Genomic DNA, 16,408 nt, shown 5'->3' with positions numbered 1-16,408 from the left:
CTCAGACCCCCATCTCTCGAGCAATGATCATCAACTGCACTTCCGTTGTCCCCTCACCGATTTCCAGGATCTTGCTGTCGCGGTAATGCCGCGCCACCGCGTACTCGTTCATGAAGCCGTAGCCGCCGTGGATCTGGGTGGCGTCGCGCGCGTTGTCCATCGCGGCCTCGCTGGCGACCATCTTGGCCACCGCGGCCTCCTTCTTGAACGGCTTGCCCGCGAGCATCAGCGCCGCGGCGTCGTAGTAGGCGGTGCGGGCGGCCTGCGCGCGGGCCTCCATCCGGGCCAGCTTGAACTCGATGGCCTGGTACTTGCCGATCGGCCGGCCGAACGCCGAACGTTCCTTGGCGTACTTGACGCTCTCGTCGACGCACCCCTGCGCCGCGCCGACCGACAGCGCGGCGATCGCGATGCGTCCCTCGTCGAGGATGCGCAGGAAGTTCGCGTAGCCGCGACCGCGCTCGCCGAGCAGGTTCTCCTCGGGCACCCGGACGTCGTCGAAGCTCAGCGGGTGGGTGTCCGAGGCGTTCCAGCCGACCTTGTTGTACGCGGGTTCGGCGATGAAGCCGTCGGTGGGCACAGGCACCAGGATGGCGCTGATCTCCGGCTTGTCCGGGGTGCCGCCGGTGACCGCGGTGACGGTGACCAGCTTGGTGATGTCGGTGCCGGAGTTCGTGATGAACTGCTTGGAGCCGTTGATCACCCAATGGCCGTCGTCGAGGCGCGCGGTGGTCTTGGTGGCGCCGGCGTCGCTGCCGCCGCCGGCCTCGGTCAGGCCGAACGCGCCGAGGGCCTGCCCGCTGGTCAGTTGCGGCAGCCAGGCCTGCTTCTGCTCCTCGGTGCCGAACCGGTAGACCGGCATCGCGCCCAGCGACACCCCGGCCTCCAGCGTGATGGCCACGCTCTGGTCGACCTTGCCGAGTTCCTCGAGCGCCAGGCACAGCGCGAAGTAGTCGCCGCCCATCCCGCCGTACTCCTCGGGGAAGGGCAGGCCGAACAGGCCCATGTTCGCCATGCCGGCCACCACCTCGTACGGGAAGCTGTGTTCCTCGTCGTGTTTGGCGGCCACCGGGGCGACGACGTTCTGCGCGAAGTCGCGCACGGTCTTGGCCAGTTCGGCGTAGTCGTCGGGCAGGTTGCCGGTCGACAGGTAATCAGTCATCGGTTGCTTCCTTCTCGGTTGCGGTGATGCGGGCCAGCGGCTGGCCCACCTTCACCTGATCGCCCACTGCGACAAGAATTTCCACCACACCGTCCACCGGTGCGTTCAGCGCGTGCTCCATCTTCATGGCTTCCACCGCGACGACGACGGCGCCGGCGGCGACCGTGTCACCGTTGGCGGCGTTGACGGCCACCACCGCCCCGGGCATGGGGCTGACGAGTTCGGCATCCCCGCTGTGTGCGTCGTCGGCTCGCACCGGCGCCTCGCGGATCTCCTCGGCAAGGGTGACCCCGGCGGGCCCGGCCAGCCAGATCTGGTGATCGGTTTCGGCGACGACGTACTGCGTGCGCACGCCGTCGAGCACCACGGTCAGCACGTCGTCGTCAAGGGTGGCCGTGAGGCGCTGCTGCTCGCCGTCCTCGATGACGGCGGTCGCGGCCTGCGGGGTGCCGGTGATGGCGACGTGGTCGGTGCGCTCCCCGGAGTTCAGCCGCAGCACCGTGGCCGCGGGTTCACCCATCCGCCAACCCGAGGGCACGCTCCAGAGCGAGTCGTCGGCGGCGGCCCAGCGTTGCAGCCAGCGGTAGGCCGCCGCCGCGATCAGCGTCGCGTCGTCGGTGACCGGGGCGCTGTAGTCGCCGACCCGGCGGTCCAGCAGGCCCGTCTCGAGGCGCCCGGCGGCCACGTCGGCGTCGGCCAGCAGGAAGCGCAGGAAGTCGATGTTGGTGACCACCCCGAGCACCGCGGTCTGCGCCAGCGCGCGGTCCAGGCCGGCCAGCGCGGCGGCGCGGTCGGGGCCGTGCGCGATCACCTTGGCCAGCATCGGGTCGTAGTCGCTGCCGACGACGGTGCCCACCCGCAGCCCGGAGTCCACCCGGACCCCCTCGGATTCGGGTTCGGCCAGTCCGAGCACCGGTCCCCCGGTCGGCAGGAAACCGCGGGCGGCGTCCTCGGCGTACACCCGGGCCTCCACGGCGTGCCCGTGCATCTCGATGCCGTCCTGGGTGGTCGGCAGGGCCTCGCCGGCGGCGATGCGGACCTGCCACTCCACCAGGTCCCAGCCGGTGACCATTTCGGTGACCGGGTGTTCGACCTGCAGGCGGGTGTTCATTTCCATGAAGAAGAACTCGTCGGGTTTGTCGGCCGAGACGATGAACTCGACGGTACCCGCGCCGCGGTAGTCGACGCTGCGCGCGGTGTCGCAGGCGGCGGCACCGATGCGACCCCGGGTCTGGGCGTCCAGCAGCGGCGAGGGCGCCTCCTCGATCACCTTCTGGTGGCGACGCTGCAGGCTGCACTCGCGCTCCCCGAGATGGATGACGTTGCCGTGCGCGTCGGCGAGCACCTGGACCTCGATGTGCCTGGGGCGCAGCACGAATCGCTCCAGGAACAGCGTGTCGTCGCCGAAGGCGGCCGCGGACTCGCGACGCGCGCTGGTCAGCGCGGCGGGCAGCTCCGCGGGGTCGGCCACCATCCGCATGCCCTTGCCGCCACCGCCCGCCGACGGCTTGACCAGCACCGGATAGCCGATGTCGTGGGCGGCGTCGATGAGTTCCGCATCGGAAAGGCCGGGCCGGGCGATGCCGGGCACCACCGGCACGTCGAACCGCGACACCGTCGCCTTGGCGGTGATCTTGTCGCCCATGGTGGCGATCGCGGCCGCCGGCGGGCCGATGAACACGATCCCGGCCCGCTCCAGCGCCGCGGCGAATTCGGCGTTCTCCGAGAGGAATCCGTAGCCGGGGTGCACGGCCTGGGCGCCGGTGCGCACCGCGGCGGCGACCACCTTCTCGATGTCGAGGTAGCTCTGCCGGGCCGGGGCGGGGCCCAGCAGCACGGCGGTGTCGGCCTCGGCGACGTGGCGCGCGTTCGCGTCGGCCTCGCTGAAGACCGCCACGGTGCGGATCCCCATCCGCTTGAAGGTGCGGATGACCCGCACGGCGATCTCGCCGCGGTTGGCGATCAGGACGGTGTCAAAGGACATATCGGTTCTCACATCCGGAACACGCCGTAGGACACCGGTTCGACCGGTGCGTTACCGACAGCTGAGAGGGCAAGACCAAGAACGGTTCTGGTATCGGCGGGATCGATGACCCCGTCGTCCCAGAGGCGGGCGGTGGAGTAGTACGGGTTGCCCTGATGTTCGTATTGCTCGCGGATCGGCGCCTTGAACGCTTCCTCCTCCTCGGCGCTCATGTCGCCGCGCACGGTGGCCAGCACCGAGGCGGCCTGCTCGCCGCCCATCACCGAGATCCGCGCGTTGGGCCACATCCACAGGAAGCGCGGCGAATACGCGCGCCCGCACATCGAGTAGTTGCCCGCGCCGTAAGAGCCGCCGATGACCATGGTGAGTTTCGGCACCCGCGCGCAGGCCACCGCGGTGACCATCTTGGCGCCGTGCTTGGCGATGCCGCCGGCCTCGTAGTCGCGGCCCACCATGAAGCCGGCGATGTTCTGCAGGAACACCAGCGGAACCAGACGCTTGTCGCACAACTCGATGAAATGCGCGCCCTTGAGCGCCGATTCGCCGAACAGCACCCCGTTGTTGGCGACGATGCCGACGGGGTGGCCGTGGATGTGCGCGAAGCCGGTGACCAGGGTGGTGCCGTATTCGGCCTTGAACTCGCTGAATTCGCCGCCGTCGACGATCCGGGTGATCACGTCGTGCACGTCGTAGGGCACCCGGGAGTCGATGGGAACCACGTCGTAGAGCTCGGCCTGGTCGGCGATCGGTGCCACGGTGGGGCGCACCTCCCACGGTGGGGAGGCCACCGGCCCCAGGGTGGAGACGATGCGCCGGACGATGCGCAGGGCGTCGCGGTCGTCGTGGGCCAGGTGGTCGGTGACCCCGGAGACCTTGGAGTGCAGGTCGCCGCCGCCGAGGTCCTCGGCGCTGACCACTTCCCCGGTCGCGGCCTTCACCAGCGGCGGCCCGCCCAGGAAGATGGTGCCCTGGTTGCGGACGATGACGGCCTCGTCGCTCATGGCGGGCACGTAAGCCCCACCGGCGGTGCACGATCCGAGCACCGCGGCGATCTGCGCGATGCCGGCCGCGCTCATGGTGGCCTGGTTGTAGAAGATGCGGCCGAAGTGGTCGCGATCGGGGAACACCTCGTCCTGGCGGGGCAGGAAGGCGCCGCCGGAGTCGACCAGATAGATGCACGGCAGCTTGTTCTCCCATGCAATCTCTTGCGCGCGTAGGTGTTTCTTGACCGTGATCGGGTAGTAGGTGCCGCCTTTGACGGTGGCGTCGTTGGCCACGATCATGCACTCCCGGCCCGAGACGCGGCCGATCCCGACGATCATGCCCGCGCCCGGGGACTCGTCGTCGTACATGCCGTCGGCGGCCAGGGGCGCCACCTCGAGCAGCGGGCTGCCCGGGTCCAGCAGGCCGTTCACCCGGTCGCGGGGCAGCAGCTTGCCCCGCTCGACGTGGCGATCGCGGGAGCGCTGGGAACCGCCGAGGGCCGCCGTGGCCAGCTTGGAGCGTAGCTGGGCGACCAGCGCCAGATGCTCTTGCCGGTTCGAGGTCGCAAGTGCCATCGCCCGTCCCATCATTTGAGTTAATGACAACTAACTCATGGTAGGTTAGTCGCCATTAACTCAAACGTCCAGACCCGCTCCAGGAGGCCGCCATGCCCGCTGCCCCAGCCTCGGACGACCCACCGCCGGTGACCAACCGGCGCTCCCGGCAGAAGTCCGACCGGCGCTCCCAGCTGCTGGCCGCCGCCGAGCGGCAGTTCGCGGAGCGCGGCTTCCTGGCCGTGCGCCTCGAGGACATCGGGGCGGCCGCCGATGTCAGCGGGCCCGCCATCTACCGCCACTTCCCCAACAAGGAAGCCCTGCTGGTCGAACTGCTGGTGGAGATCAGCACCCGGTTGCTGGCCGGCGGGCGCGCGGTGGTCGACGGTGCCGACGACGCGGTCGCGGCCCTGGACGGCCTGGTCGACTTCCATCTGGACTTCACCCTGGGCGAGCCCGATCTGATCCGGATCCAGGACCGCGACCTGATCCATCTGCCGACGGCCGCGGCCCGGCAGGTGCGGCGCAGTCAGCGCCAGTACGTGGAGATCTGGGTCCGGGTGCTGCGCGACCTCGACCCCGCGCTGGAGGAGGGTGAGGCCCGGGTGATGGCGCACGCTGCCTTCGGGCTGATGAACTCGACCCCGTACAGCACAAAGCCGGCCGGTGGGAAACCGGCCGGCTTGCGCACACGGACCGTACTGCGGGCGATGACACTCGCCGCGCTACGTACGGGTTAGTACCAGTATTTTCGACCACCCACCGGACGTCCGACCGCGCCCAGGATCCACAGCACGGCGCCGATCACCAACAGGATGATGCCGATCGTGGTCAGGATGCTGATGCTCAAGACGTATCCGAGGATGAGCAGAATAATGCCGAGGACAATCATGGCGACTCCATTCGTTTGTCAGTTGAGTTAGGCAAAGGGCTTATTGGCTGGGCTGCGGCAATCTGCACCCCTCGACTTTCGGATTGACACCCGCGTAATTCAATGGCCCCGCAAGAACCGTCAAAGCAATGGTCCCCGCATCGGCGCAATTGGTTTCACTGTTCTCGAAATACCCGCGCTGGAAGGTTGCAAATGCTCCGATCAACATCCATACCACTGCAACGACAGTGAGTATTCGCATGTGAACCCTCCGTTCGCTCGACTCCGGCGGACAGAGGTTTACCCGGCCGATAAATTTCCAAACATCACAATTTCGTCATACCGGCTGGACTGAGCGCCGGCCGCACCAAAGGCGAGGGAGACTATGCGCCGGGCGGCCGGGAGAAGGCGACACCCAGCCAGCTGCGGACCTCTTCGGCCATTCGGACGCGATTCTCCCGCTTGGCAATCTCGTGGCCGTCGTCCTCGAAAAGCAAATACCGCACCGGCCGGCCGCGCTCCCGCAGGGCTTCATACATCTGTTCGGACTCGCCCACCGGAACATTGGTGTCATTCCCGCCGTGCACCAGCAACAGCGGCGCGATCAACGCATCGACGCGTTGCAGCGGCGAAAGACTTTCCAACAGTTCGTAATCACTGACCGGGTGGCCGTATTTCGGGTAGGCCGCGGCGGCAATCCAGGCCTCGGTGTTGCGGTAGAAGCTGTTCAGATCGCTCATCCCGCAGATGCTCACCCCGGCCGCGAACAGCTCGGGATGGAAGGTCAGCGCGGCCAGCGTCAGATAGCCGCCGTAGGACCATCCGCCACACGCCACCCGCGACGGGTCGGCGTAGCCGCTCGAGACCAGGTGCTTCACGCAGTCGGCGACGTCGTCGATGGCGGCGAACCGTTTCTCGCGGTCGTCGGCGTGCATGAACTCCCGGCCCAGGCCCCCGGATCCGCGCACATTGGGGGCGAACACGGTGATGCCGGCGTCCAGCAGCAGGGGGAACACCTCGCTGTAGTCGGGCCTCGACTGCCCCTCCGGTCCGCCGTGCAGATAGATCAGCGCACCGGCGTCGTGCACACCCGGCGGCGGGGCGTACCGCCACCCCGTGATGGTCAGACCGTCGCGCGCGGCAAAGGTTTCCAGGGTCGGCGTGGTGCCGACAGGGCCGGACATCGGCACCCGGTCCACCGGTTCCCATTCCAAGGTGCGGGTGTCGACGAGTTCGACCGTGCGCGGCTGCGACGGGCTCTGCACCGTCAGCGCCACCATCGCCCCGCCGGCGCTGATGGACAGTTCACCGGCGACCAGACCCGGCAGCGGGATCGGGTCGCTGAGCACCCGGTCGGTGTAGCGCATGATCTGCAATTCGCTGCAGCCGTAGAGATTCCACAGCATCGCGACCGTCGAGAGGTCGTCGCTGATGACGAACTCGTCGAGTTCGAAACCGGGGCGCTCGGCCACCACCTGATAGGACACACCGTCGGCGGTGACGGTCACCTCGAGCAGCCGGGCGTGGGTGGCGCCGTTGTCGCTGCGGATCAGCGCCCGCACGAAACCCTCGGTGCTGTCGGGGCCGTAGTCCTTGGCCGGGTGATAGAGCTGGGTCGAGTCACTGTCGAAACCGTGCCGCAGCCGCCGGGACATGTGGTCGTCGAGGATCACCCCGGCGTCCGTGACCGAGCCGGGATCATATGGCAGCAGGGCGATTTCGGTGTTCCCGCGCAGCATCAGCAGCTCGCGGTAACCGCGCGGGCCCACCCGGATGAGCGCCGCACCGGCCCAGGAGTCCACCAACCGGCCCGCCGAACGCCGGTCCAACACCACCCGGGAACCGGTCGCGGGGTCGATCAGACACGAGTGCCCGACCCCGTCCTCACCGGTCAGGATGGCCGAGACGCGGGTGCCGTCCCACCCGATCAGTTCGGCGGTGCCCTCGCTGCTGTCGTCGGTCTGGGTGCTCCAGGCGTCGATGCGGCGCGCGTCCCGATCGTCCGGGTCGGTGGTCACCACCCAGATCTGCGTGCGTTCCCGACCGTCGGGCGCGACCTCGCAGGCCAGCCAGTGCCCGTCGGGCGAATGCATGACCCGGGTGACCGGGCCCTCGACCGGCAACTCGACATCACGGGAGGAGGTGGCCCGCCAACCACGCAGGAAGCGCTGCACCGCGCGGGGATAACCGCCGTCATCGACGATGTTGGCGAAGGCCGTGGCGTCCGGGGACAGCGAAGCGCCGTAGATCGCGCGTACCTGCGCCCGCACAGCCATCCCTCCTCGTCGTCGGTCTGATCCGCACGCTACCCGCGATGACGGCCCGGCAAACGGCGGATGCTGAGTCGGGTCGATTCCGGCACTTCCGGTCCGCAGGTAACCTGCAAGCATGAGGTGGGCATGAGCGATCCCCGTCGACCCTATGGGTCCGACCCGAACCAACCCGGCTGGTCACCTCCGACGGAACCGCTGGGCGACCGGAACCCCCCGTACACCGATCCTGCGTACGCGGGTCAGTTCAGCTACCCCAGCTACACCCCGCCGCCGGACGCGACCCGCGAGCTGCCCCCGTACTGGACGCAGACCCAGTACCAGGGCCCCGGATACCCGCCGCCGGGCGAGGTGCCGCCACCGCCGCAGCCGGAAGGACCGCGCTCGCCGCGCTGGCTGTGGGTGCTCGCCGGCGGCGCGGTGCTGCTGGTGATCGGTCTGGTGGTGGCGATGGTGATCGCCAACGGTTCCTCCCAGCGGGACACCGCGGTGACCCCGCTGCCGCCGATGCCCGAGCCCACCGGGATCACCCCGCCGCCGACGACGACGCGCACGCCCACCACCACGCGGCCCGTCGTCCCCCCGCCGTTGCCCACCGAACCGCCGACCACCAGCGCGCCGTCGGGGGCCACCGAGACCGTGGTCTACAGCGTCACCGGTGAGGGCCGGGCCATCAGCATCACCTACGTCGACTCCGGCGCCATGATGCAGATGGAGTTCAACGTCGCCCTGCCGTGGAGCAAGCAGGTCACGCTCAGTGCGCCGGCGTCCAGCACGGCCAGCGTGACGGTGTTCAACGTCGGCCGCGACGTGACGTGCTCGGTGACCGTGGACGGCGAACAGGTGCAGCAGCGCACCGGTTCGGGCATCACGATGTGCGCGGGCGGGCGCTGACTCAGCGGTCCAGGTCGGCGGTCTGCGCCCGGGGCGGTTCGTCGGCGCGGTAGCGGCCCGGGGTGCGCACGAAGAGCATCGCCGTCAGCCCGGCCGTCAGCACCACCAGGATGCCGGCCAGGCCCGCGCGGTCGGTGCCGAAGGCGTCGACGAACAGGAAGAACAGCCACGGCGCCAGGAACGACACCGCGCGCCCGGTCATCGTGTAGAGCCCGAACGCCACCCCCTCGCGTCCGTCGGCCGACATCCGCAGCAGCAGGTTGCGCGCCGAGGCCTGGGTGGGCCCGAGGAACAGGCACAGCGCCAGCCCGCAGATCCAGAACACCGTCGGCCCCGACAGCGCGAGCATCACCAGACCGACCGCGACCATCACGGTCAGCGACCCCACGATGACGGGTTTGGCGCCGATCCTGTCGTCGACGTGGCCGCCGAGCACCGCGCCCGCCGCCGCGATCACCAGCGCGGCCATCCCGAAGATCAGCACGTCGGCCTGCGAGATGCCGTAGACCTTGACGCCCAGCACCGCCCCGAAGGTGAACACCCCGACCAGCCCGTCCCGGAAGACCGCGCTGGCCAGCAGGTAGTAGACCAGGTTACGGTCGCGCCGCCATTCCATCCGCAGGTCCGACCACACCTGGCGGTAGGCGCCGAGCATGCTGATCGGTGTTCGCGGTTCGGTGACGGCGGGGGTGATGTGCTGGGCGGTCAGCAGCAGCGGGATCGCGAACAGCGCGAACCACGCCGCCGCGACCAGCATCACCATCCGGACGTTGAAGCCGTCGTCGACGGACAGACCGAGCAGGCCGCGGGTGGGTCCGTCGCCCATGATGAAGCCGACGTAGACGATGACCAGCAGCAGCACACTGCCGAAATAGCCTGCGCCCGAACCGAGTCCGGAGATCCGCCCGGAGGTCGCCGGGGTGGACAGCTGCCGCAGCATCGCGTTGTAGGGCACCCCGGCCAGGTCGCCGCACGCCGCGGTGGCCGCCAGCAGCACCAACCCGGCGAACAGGTAGGACGAGTTGTCGTGGATCAGGCTCATCGACGCCGTCAGCAGCACCGCCATCCCGGTCAGGACCGTCAGCGCGCGGCGCCGCAGGTGCGGGGCCTGCACCCAGACCCCGGTGGCCGGCGCCAGCACCGCGACGGTCAACCCGGCGATGGTCAACGCCCGCCCCAGCCAGCTGGCCGGGGACGCCCCGCCGGGCATCCCCTCGCCCACCGACTCGGTCAGATACACCGAGAACACGAACGTGACGACGATCGCGTTGAGGCCGACGAATCCGCAATCCCACAGCGCCCAGGCCGCGACCCGCGATTTCGTCACGGCGGGAGGCTGCGTCATGGTCGGAACTCTACGGGTCCGAGCCGACCGCGCCGCCGGCTCCCTCGTACCATGACCGCATGCCCGTACCCCCTCCCAGTCCGGACGCCCGCGCCGTCGTCACCGGCGCCTCGCAGGGCATCGGTGAGGCGCTGGCCGCCGAACTCGCCGCCCGCGGACACAGCCTCATCGTCACCGCCCGTCGCGCCGAGGTACTCACCGACCTCGCCGCGCGGCTGACCGAGCGCCACGGCGTCACCGTGGAGGTCCGCGCCGTCGACCTCACCGACGCCCAACAACGCGGCAAGCTGGCCGAGGAGCTGCGCGGCCGCAACATCTCGATCCTGTGCAACAACGCGGGCACCGCGACCTTCGGGCCGGTCGCCGAATTGGATCCCGCCGACGAGCAGGCCCAGGTTGCGCTCAATGTCATTGCGGTGCACGACCTTACGCTCGCGGTGCTGCCCGGGATGGTGGAACGCGGCGCGGGCGGGATCCTGACCTCGGGGTCGGCCGCCGGTAACTCGCCGATCCCCAACAACGCGACCTACGCGGCCAGCAAGGCGTTCGCCAACACCTTCAGCGAGTCGCTGCGCGGCGAGCTGAAGAAGGCCGGCGTGCACGTGACCCTGCTGGCGCCGGGACCGGTGCGCACCGAACTCCCCGACGAGGCCGACCGCTCGCTGGTGGAGAAGGTGATCCCGGATTTCCTGTGGATCAACACCGAGTACACCGCGAAGGTGTCGCTGGATGCGCTGGAGCGCAACCGGATGCGGGTGGTGCCGGGGCTGACCTCGAAGGCCATGTCGGTGGCCGCCGGCTACGCGCCGCGCGGCATCGTCGCGCCGATCGTCGGGGCGGTCTACAAGAAGCTCGGCGGCGAGTAGCGCCGGAACGCTAGCGGCGGCGCCGGCGTCCGGTGCCGAAGATGCTGCGGGTGATCTCGCGGCCGATCACGGTGCCCGCCGAGCGCATGGCGCTCTTGAACGCCGGGCTGTCCATCATCTTCTCGAAGAACCCGGGCTCCGGCGGGGCGGCCGGCGCCGGCATCGGCGGCACGTCGATGCCGGTGGGCACCGGCGGCAGCTCGTCCTGGGCGGGCGGGGCGATGGTCGCCATCAGCCGCTCGTAGGCCGAATCCCGGTCGACGGTCTGGCCGTACTCGGCCTGCAGGGTGCTGGCCCGCGCCGCCGCGGCGATGGCGTCGTTGCCGATGGTGTCCATCAGCGACCGCGGTGCGCGCATCATGGTCCAGGCCACCGGGGTGGGGGCGCCCTTCTCGGAGAGCACCGTGACGATCGCCTCGCCGGTCCCCAACGACTTCAGCGCCTCCTCGAGGTCGTACACCTCGGTCTTCGGATAGGTGCGGACCGTCTTCGACAGCGCCTTCTGGTCGTCGGGGGTGAAGGCGCGCAACGCGTGCTGCACCCGCGCGCCGAGCTGCGAGAGCACCGCGTTGGGGATGTCGGTGGGCAGCTGCGTGCAGAAGAACACCCCGACACCCTTGGAACGGATCAGCTTGACGGTCTGCTCCACCTGTTCGAGGAACGCCTTGGAGGCGTCGGTGAACAGCAGATGCGCCTCGTCGAAGACGAACACCAGCTTGGGCTTGTCGATGTCGCCGACCTCGGGCAGATAGGTGAACAGGTCGGCGAGCACCCACATCAGGAACGTGGAGAACATCACCGGGCGCGCGGCCTGATTGCCCAGCTCCAGCAGCGTGATGATGCCGCGGCCCTGGTCATCGACGCGCATCAGGTCCGCCGGGTCCAGCTCGGGTTCCCCGAAGAAGGTGTCGGCGCCCTCGGCCTCGAGGTTGACCAGCGCGCGCAGGATCACCCCGGCCGTCGTGGTCGACACCGCGCCCAGGGCCTTGCGTTCGGCCTTGCCCTCGTCGCTGGTCAGGTACTGGATGACGGCCCGCAGATCCTTGAGATCCAGCAGCGGCAGACCCTTCTGGTCGGCCCAGTGGAAGATCAGGCCCAGCGTCGACTCCTGGGTTTGGTTGAGGTCCAACACCTTCGACAACAGGATGGGGCCGAAGCTGGTGATGGTGGCCCGGATCGGCACCCCGATCCCGGAGGTGCCCAGGGACAGGAACTCGACCGGGTAACCCGTCGGCGCCCAGTCGTCGCCGGTGTCGGAGGCGCGCTGGGTGACCTTCTCCCCCGGCTCCCCCGGGCGCGACAGCCCGGACAGGTCGCCCTTGACGTCGGCCATCAGCACCGGCACCCCGGCGGCCGACAGCTGCTCGGCCATCACCTGCAGCGACTTCGTCTTGCCGGTGCCGGTCGCGCCGGCGACCAGTCCGTGCCGGTTCAGGGTCGCCAGCGGGATGCGCACCCGCGCCTTGGGATCCACCGTGCCGTCGACGATGACCGAGCCCAACTCGAGGGCCGCCCCGTCCACCGAGTAGCCGCCGGCAATGTGTTGAGCGGGGGTCATCGCCGACCCGGTACCAGTGGATTGGGTGCTCACGGCCGAAGTCCTCTCGCCAGTTGTCCGGGGTCCAGCAACCCACGACATTACTTGCCCGGCCACCGTCGGCGACGGGCCCTTGGGGGACGGCGCACACCCGCGCACCGCGATGGGCCTACTGTTATTCGCTGTGCGTGACGAATTGGTGTGGATCGATTGCGAGATGACCGGACTGAATCTGCAGTCGGACCGACTCATCGAAATAGCCGTGCTGGTCACCGACGCCGAACTCAACATCCTCGGCGACGGCCTGGACGTGGTCATCCACACCGACGAGGCCGCGCTGACCGGGATGATCGACATCGTCACCCAGATGCACACCCGGTCCGGGCTCATCAACGAGGTCAGGGCCTCGACCGTCGATGTGGCCACCGCCGAGCAGATGGTGCTCGACTACATCAAGCAGCACGTCAAGCAGGCCAAGACCGCGCCGCTGTGCGGCAACTCGATCGCCACCGACCGCGGTTTCATCAGCCGGGACATGCCCGCCCTCGACGACTACCTGCACTACCGGATGATCGACGTCAGCTCCATCAAGGAGCTGTGCCGGCGCTGGTACCCGCGGATCTACTTCGGCCAGCCGGAAAAGGGCCTGGCGCACCGCGCGTTGGCCGACATCCACGAGTCGATCCGCGAGTTGCAGTATTACCGCAGCACCGCGTTCGTTCCGCAGCCCGGGCCTTCTACCAGCGAGATCGCGGCCATCGCGGCCGAACTGGGCCCGCCGGCGGAAACCGATTCGGCTGCGACGGACTCGACCGGCTAAGATCGACCACGCTGCTCGAACGGGTTCGCCCGGCCGGACAGCAATGGTGGCTGTAGTTCAGTTGGTAGAGCACCAGGTTGTGATCCTGGATGTCGCGGGTTCGAGCCCCGTCAGCCACCCCGAGAGAAACACCGCCGCACCGGCGAACCCGGTGCGGCGGTGTTTTTGTTTTTGCCGACGTCAGTGGGCGCGCTCGTCGCCCCAGGTGCTGGGCAGCATCGGCGTGGCCACAGTGCCGTCGAACGCGTCGGTTTCCATCGCGGTCAGCCCGGCCGGCGGCGCGGCCGACGGGCGCGGCGCGGTGCCGCGCAGCCCCATCGTGCCCGCACCCCGCTCCGATGGAGTCGCCTCGGGTTCGAGGTCCATGTATTCGTAGCCGCGGCCCAACTGCTCGGCCTGGGTGCGACGGCGGCGCGCCCGCTGCTGGGTCTTCTCCTCCTCGACCGCGGGGGCGGCCGCGGGGTTCTCGGCGTCCTCGACTTCCGGGGCCCGACGACGGCTGCGGTTGCTCGCCGTCCGCTTCGCGTCGGCGGCCAACCCACCCACCAGGTAGCCGAAGGCGTCCATGTTGCCCAGCGTCGGCGGCGAACCGGTGGGCGGCGGCGGTCCCGGTGGCGGCGGGGCCGACGGTGCCGGGGCCGGTGCGGGGGCCGGCGCCGAGGCCGACGACGGCACCGGTGCGGGCGCCGGGGTCGGGGCCAGGGCCAGCGCCACGGGCGGGGGCGCGAGCGGCGCCATGGGGATCACGGGCAGCGCGTTCTGCAGTCCGGCCGCCAGCCCCGCCGCGCCCAGCATGCCCCCGGCCGCCAGCCCGGCGCCGGCGGTCACCGTGGCCAGCATCGGCAGCAACACCGGCAGGGCCACCAGGAGCACCGACTGCAGCGTGGTCTTCAGCAGCGCGATGGTGTCGGTGGTGATGGCCACGAACATCGCCCCCGCGCCGAACAGCAGCGTGTAGGCGATGGCCACCGGATTACCCGAGGCGAACGCGATCCCGATGTCGGCCAGGACGAAGCCGGCGGTCTGCGACAGGTAGAGGACGTACTGGCTGATGTCCATCGGATAGCCGAGCGCGAACGCCAGGTTGAACGGGTGGAAGAAGCTCAGCGGGTTACCGGTCCAGGGCAGGTAGGGGTCGATGCCCGCGAACAACTCCGCGATGAACGGGTGGTTGTTGAGTCCCTGGATCAGCGGATCCAGGACGTTGTTGTAGAAGTCGGTGTAGCCGATCTGGTCGAACCACTCCAGATAGTCATTCGTCTTGTCCGGTGGCGGTTCGGATTCCGCCGCCCGCGACGCGGTGGCCATCGACGGGGCCGCCAGGATCTGCGGGGCCGCAACGCTTTCCGGCGCGGCCGCCAAGCTGGTGGTCGTCACACCGTCGTAGGTACTCATCACCGCGGCGGCCTGCGCCCACATTCGGGCGTAGTCGGCCTCGTTGACCGCGATCGGGATGGTGTTGACGCCGAAGAAGTTGGTACTCACCAGGACCGCGCGGGTGGCGTGGTTGGCCGCGAGTTCCGCCAGCGTGGGCATCGCGGCCAGCGCACCCGTATAGGCGGCCGCGGCCGTCTCGTGCTGGGCGGCCCGCAGCGCGCTGCCGGAACTCTGCTGGGTCAGCCAAGTCAAGTACGGGGTGTGGGCCGCGACATAAGCTGCGGCACTGGGCCCCTCCCACGCACCGGCGTTCACGCTGCCCAACAGCGCCGTGAGTTCGGCGGCGGCCTCGGCGTACTCGGCGCCCAGGGTGGTCCAGGCGCCCGCGGCGGCCAGCAACGGTCCGGGCCCCGGCCCGGACGAGAGCAGACCCGACCAGACCTCCGGCGGTGCGGCCATGTATATCGGCGCGGTCATCGGCGCGCGCCCTATGCGAAAGACACTGTCGTACATCGGCTTTCTCGGGGTACACCGCCCCGGGTAGCAGGATGCAATGACGCGAGTGTCCTGGCTCTCGGATCACCGCTCGCCTCGCCTTCCAGCCTTGCAGCCGTGGCGGTTGAGGTTCGCTCCCCGATGACAGTGGCGGGACCGCGCCGGATTCACACCGGCTTCCTACGTCGTCATCACCTATCGGGTGGATTATGACATGGCGGGCGCGGCCGGCTCAGACCGCCTGCGCTTCGGCCTTCTTGGCTTCCCGGGCCAGCAGTCGGTCGCGTTGTTCCTCGAACTTGATCACCTGGCGGCCAAGGCCTTCCAGGAACTCCGCGAGCTGTTCGCGGCGTTGTTCGCCCTGGCTGGTGAAGTCGTCGCGTTCGAAGATCCGCCACTTGCGCAGCACCGGTTTGACGACCTCGTCGAGGTGCTGGCGCGGGTCGTAGATGCCGTGCTTGGCCATCAGGACGCCGTTGCGGCGGAAGTTGGGCATGCCCTGGCCGGGCATGCGGAAGTTCTCCACGACGCTGGCGACGGCTTCCAGGGCCTGATCGGGTGCCAGGTCGATCGCCGCGCCGCACATGTTCCGGTAGAACATCATGTGCAGGTTCTCGTCGGCGGCCACGCGTTGCAGCATCCGGTCGGCCACCGGGTCGTTGCAGACCTTGCCGGTGTTGCGGTGGCTGACGCGGGTGGCCAGTTCCTGGAAGGTGACGTACGCGATCGACAGCAGGAAGTCGGTTTTGTGTTGCTCCTCTTCCTCCTCGGTGGGCCCGAAGCCGTTGGTCACGTGTTCCATGCGGGCCTGTTCGAGCGCCACCGGGTCGACGCCGCGGGCCACCAGCAGGTAGTCGCGGATGACGATGCCGTGCCGGTTCTCCTCGGCCGTCCACCGCCCCACCCAGGTGCCCCAGGCGCCGTCCATCGAGAAGTACGCGCCGGCCTGGCGGTGATAGGACGGCAGGTTGTCCTCGGTGAGCAGATTGGTGATCATCGCGGCCTTGGCCACCGCGCTGAGCTGGGAATTCTCCTCGGCCCAGTCCTGGCCGCCGAGCATGGCGAAGTCACGGCCCCGGTCCCAGGGCACATAGTCGTGCGGATTCCAGTCCGTGGTCACCGACAGGTGCCGGTTGAGATTGCGCTCAGCAATCGGTTCCAGCTCGGCGATGATCGCCGAATCGGACATTTTCCTGACCATAAGACCGTTTCCTTGCGTAGATGCCGGGCTCAGCGTAGCTTGCGCCAG

General features: G+C 69.1%; 14 protein-coding genes, 1 tRNA gene and 1 riboswitch. Of the genes, 5 read left to right on the top strand and 10 right to left on the bottom strand.

Annotation, left to right across the window (positions count from 1 at the left end; translation table 11 throughout):
- Position 1: 1 nt before the first annotated feature.
- From EL338_RS07550 to EL338_RS07540, 3 genes are read right to left on the bottom strand one after another with little or no spacing between them, the layout of a single operon-like run.
- Positions 2–1,162, bottom strand: coding sequence for an acyl-CoA dehydrogenase family protein (locus tag EL338_RS07550; RefSeq protein ID WP_126333157.1), 1,161 nt, complete (start codon positions 1,160–1,162; stop codon positions 2–4).
- A complete protein-coding gene (locus tag EL338_RS07545) occupies positions 1,155–3,146 on the bottom strand; it encodes an acetyl-CoA carboxylase biotin carboxylase subunit (protein ID WP_126333156.1) in 1,992 nt (663 codons plus the stop codon). Before EL338_RS07545 ends, EL338_RS07550 begins: the two co-directional genes overlap by 8 nt.
- A gap of 8 nt (positions 3,147–3,154) precedes the next feature.
- On the bottom strand, positions 3,155–4,705 hold the full coding sequence (locus EL338_RS07540; protein ID WP_126333155.1) for a carboxyl transferase domain-containing protein: 1,551 nt from the start codon (positions 4,703–4,705) through the stop codon (positions 3,155–3,157).
- Between the two features lie 92 nt (positions 4,706–4,797).
- On the opposite strand from EL338_RS07540, the gene EL338_RS07535 reads away from it, so the two are divergent.
- Positions 4,798–5,424: an SACE_7040 family transcriptional regulator gene (locus tag EL338_RS07535; RefSeq protein WP_126333154.1), complete on the top strand. Its 627-nt coding sequence runs from the start codon at positions 4,798–4,800 to the stop codon at positions 5,422–5,424.
- Here EL338_RS07535 and EL338_RS26135 read toward each other — a convergent pair.
- The 3 genes from EL338_RS26135 to EL338_RS07525 form a co-directional block, all read right to left on the bottom strand.
- Positions 5,421–5,576, bottom strand: a complete 156-nt coding sequence (locus EL338_RS26135; RefSeq protein WP_170217432.1) for a DUF6131 family protein — start codon at positions 5,574–5,576, stop codon at positions 5,421–5,423. The two genes, EL338_RS07535 and EL338_RS26135, sit on opposite strands and share 4 nt — an antisense overlap.
- A gap of 40 nt (positions 5,577–5,616) precedes the next feature.
- Complete coding sequence (locus EL338_RS26445) at positions 5,617–5,817, bottom strand: hypothetical protein (RefSeq protein WP_126333153.1); 201 nt, start codon at positions 5,815–5,817, stop codon at positions 5,617–5,619.
- Positions 5,818–5,938: 121 nt separating this feature from the next.
- Positions 5,939–7,831 carry an alpha/beta hydrolase family protein gene (locus tag EL338_RS07525; RefSeq protein ID WP_126333152.1) on the bottom strand — a complete coding sequence of 631 codons (1,893 nt, stop codon included), beginning with the start codon at positions 7,829–7,831 and terminating at the stop codon, positions 5,939–5,941.
- A 123-nt stretch (positions 7,832–7,954) separates the two neighbouring features.
- Between EL338_RS07525 and EL338_RS07520 the strand changes: the two genes are divergently transcribed.
- Positions 7,955–8,719 (top strand): MmpS family transport accessory protein, encoded by a 765-nt coding sequence (locus tag EL338_RS07520; RefSeq protein ID WP_126333151.1) that lies wholly within the window; start codon positions 7,955–7,957, stop codon positions 8,717–8,719.
- A gap of 1 nt (position 8,720) precedes the next feature.
- Here the strand turns inward: EL338_RS07520 and EL338_RS07515 are convergent, their stop codons facing one another.
- Positions 8,721–10,064, bottom strand: a complete 1,344-nt coding sequence (locus EL338_RS07515) for an MFS transporter (RefSeq protein ID WP_126333150.1) — start codon at positions 10,062–10,064, stop codon at positions 8,721–8,723.
- 59 nt (positions 10,065–10,123) lie between these two features.
- Between EL338_RS07515 and cmrA the strand changes: the two genes are divergently transcribed.
- On the top strand, positions 10,124–10,930 hold the full coding sequence (gene cmrA / locus EL338_RS07510) for a mycolate reductase (protein ID WP_126333149.1): 807 nt from the start codon (positions 10,124–10,126) through the stop codon (positions 10,928–10,930).
- Between the two features lie 10 nt (positions 10,931–10,940).
- Here cmrA and EL338_RS07505 read toward each other — a convergent pair whose 3' ends face one another.
- Positions 10,941–12,488, bottom strand: coding sequence for a helicase HerA-like domain-containing protein (locus EL338_RS07505; RefSeq protein WP_126336732.1), 1,548 nt, complete (start codon positions 12,486–12,488; stop codon positions 10,941–10,943).
- A 163-nt stretch (positions 12,489–12,651) separates the two neighbouring features.
- Here EL338_RS07505 and orn point away from each other — a divergent pair, with 163 nt between their 5' ends.
- Both orn and EL338_RS07495 read left to right on the top strand, forming a co-directional pair.
- Positions 12,652–13,287, top strand: coding sequence for an oligoribonuclease (gene orn / locus EL338_RS07500; RefSeq protein ID WP_163792065.1), 636 nt, complete (start codon positions 12,652–12,654; stop codon positions 13,285–13,287).
- 46 nt (positions 13,288–13,333) lie between these two features.
- Positions 13,334–13,406 (top strand) — tRNA-His (locus EL338_RS07495).
- Between the two features lie 61 nt (positions 13,407–13,467).
- Here EL338_RS07495 and EL338_RS07490 read toward each other — a convergent pair.
- Both EL338_RS07490 and EL338_RS07485 read right to left on the bottom strand, forming a co-directional pair.
- Entirely contained in the window at positions 13,468–15,141 is a 1,674-nt protein-coding gene (locus EL338_RS07490) for a PPE domain-containing protein (protein ID WP_126333147.1), read from the bottom strand.
- 66 nt (positions 15,142–15,207) lie between these two features.
- Positions 15,208–15,386: riboswitch (cobalamin riboswitch) on the bottom strand.
- 5 nt (positions 15,387–15,391) lie between these two features.
- Positions 15,392–16,348, bottom strand: a complete 957-nt coding sequence (locus EL338_RS07485) for an acyl-ACP desaturase (protein ID WP_435404892.1) — start codon at positions 16,346–16,348, stop codon at positions 15,392–15,394.
- Positions 16,349–16,408 lie beyond the last annotated feature (60 nt).

This window comes from Mycolicibacterium chitae, assembly GCF_900637205.1.
GTDB classification, from domain to species: domain Bacteria; phylum Actinomycetota; class Actinomycetes; order Mycobacteriales; family Mycobacteriaceae; genus Mycobacterium; species Mycobacterium chitae.
This window is presented reverse-complemented; position numbering and strand designations above follow the sequence as displayed.

Coding starts and splice junctions, on each gene's coding strand:
- EL338_RS07505 (WP_126336732.1), bottom strand. CDS start 12,488: ATGACCCCCGCTCAACACATTGCCGGCGGCTACTCGGTGGACGGGGCG.
- EL338_RS07550 (WP_126333157.1), bottom strand. CDS start 1,162: ATGACTGATTACCTGTCGACCGGCAACCTGCCCGACGACTACGCCGAA.
- EL338_RS07485 (WP_435404892.1), bottom strand. CDS start 16,348: ATGTCCGATTCGGCGATCATCGCCGAGCTGGAACCGATTGCTGAGCGC.
- EL338_RS07540 (WP_126333155.1), bottom strand. CDS start 4,705: ATGGCACTTGCGACCTCGAACCGGCAAGAGCATCTGGCGCTGGTCGCC.
- cmrA (WP_126333149.1), top strand. CDS start 10,124: ATGCCCGTACCCCCTCCCAGTCCGGACGCCCGCGCCGTCGTCACCGGC.
- EL338_RS07525 (WP_126333152.1), bottom strand. CDS start 7,831: ATGGCTGTGCGGGCGCAGGTACGCGCGATCTACGGCGCTTCGCTGTCC.
- EL338_RS07490 (WP_126333147.1), bottom strand. CDS start 15,141: ATGACCGCGCCGATATACATGGCCGCACCGCCGGAGGTCTGGTCGGGT.
- EL338_RS07520 (WP_126333151.1), top strand. CDS start 7,955: ATGAGCGATCCCCGTCGACCCTATGGGTCCGACCCGAACCAACCCGGC.
- EL338_RS07515 (WP_126333150.1), bottom strand. CDS start 10,064: ATGACGCAGCCTCCCGCCGTGACGAAATCGCGGGTCGCGGCCTGGGCG.
- EL338_RS07545 (WP_126333156.1), bottom strand. CDS start 3,146: ATGTCCTTTGACACCGTCCTGATCGCCAACCGCGGCGAGATCGCCGTG.
- EL338_RS26135 (WP_170217432.1), bottom strand. CDS start 5,576: ATGATTGTCCTCGGCATTATTCTGCTCATCCTCGGATACGTCTTGAGC.
- EL338_RS26445 (WP_126333153.1), bottom strand. CDS start 5,817: ATGCGAATACTCACTGTCGTTGCAGTGGTATGGATGTTGATCGGAGCA.
- EL338_RS07535 (WP_126333154.1), top strand. CDS start 4,798: ATGCCCGCTGCCCCAGCCTCGGACGACCCACCGCCGGTGACCAACCGG.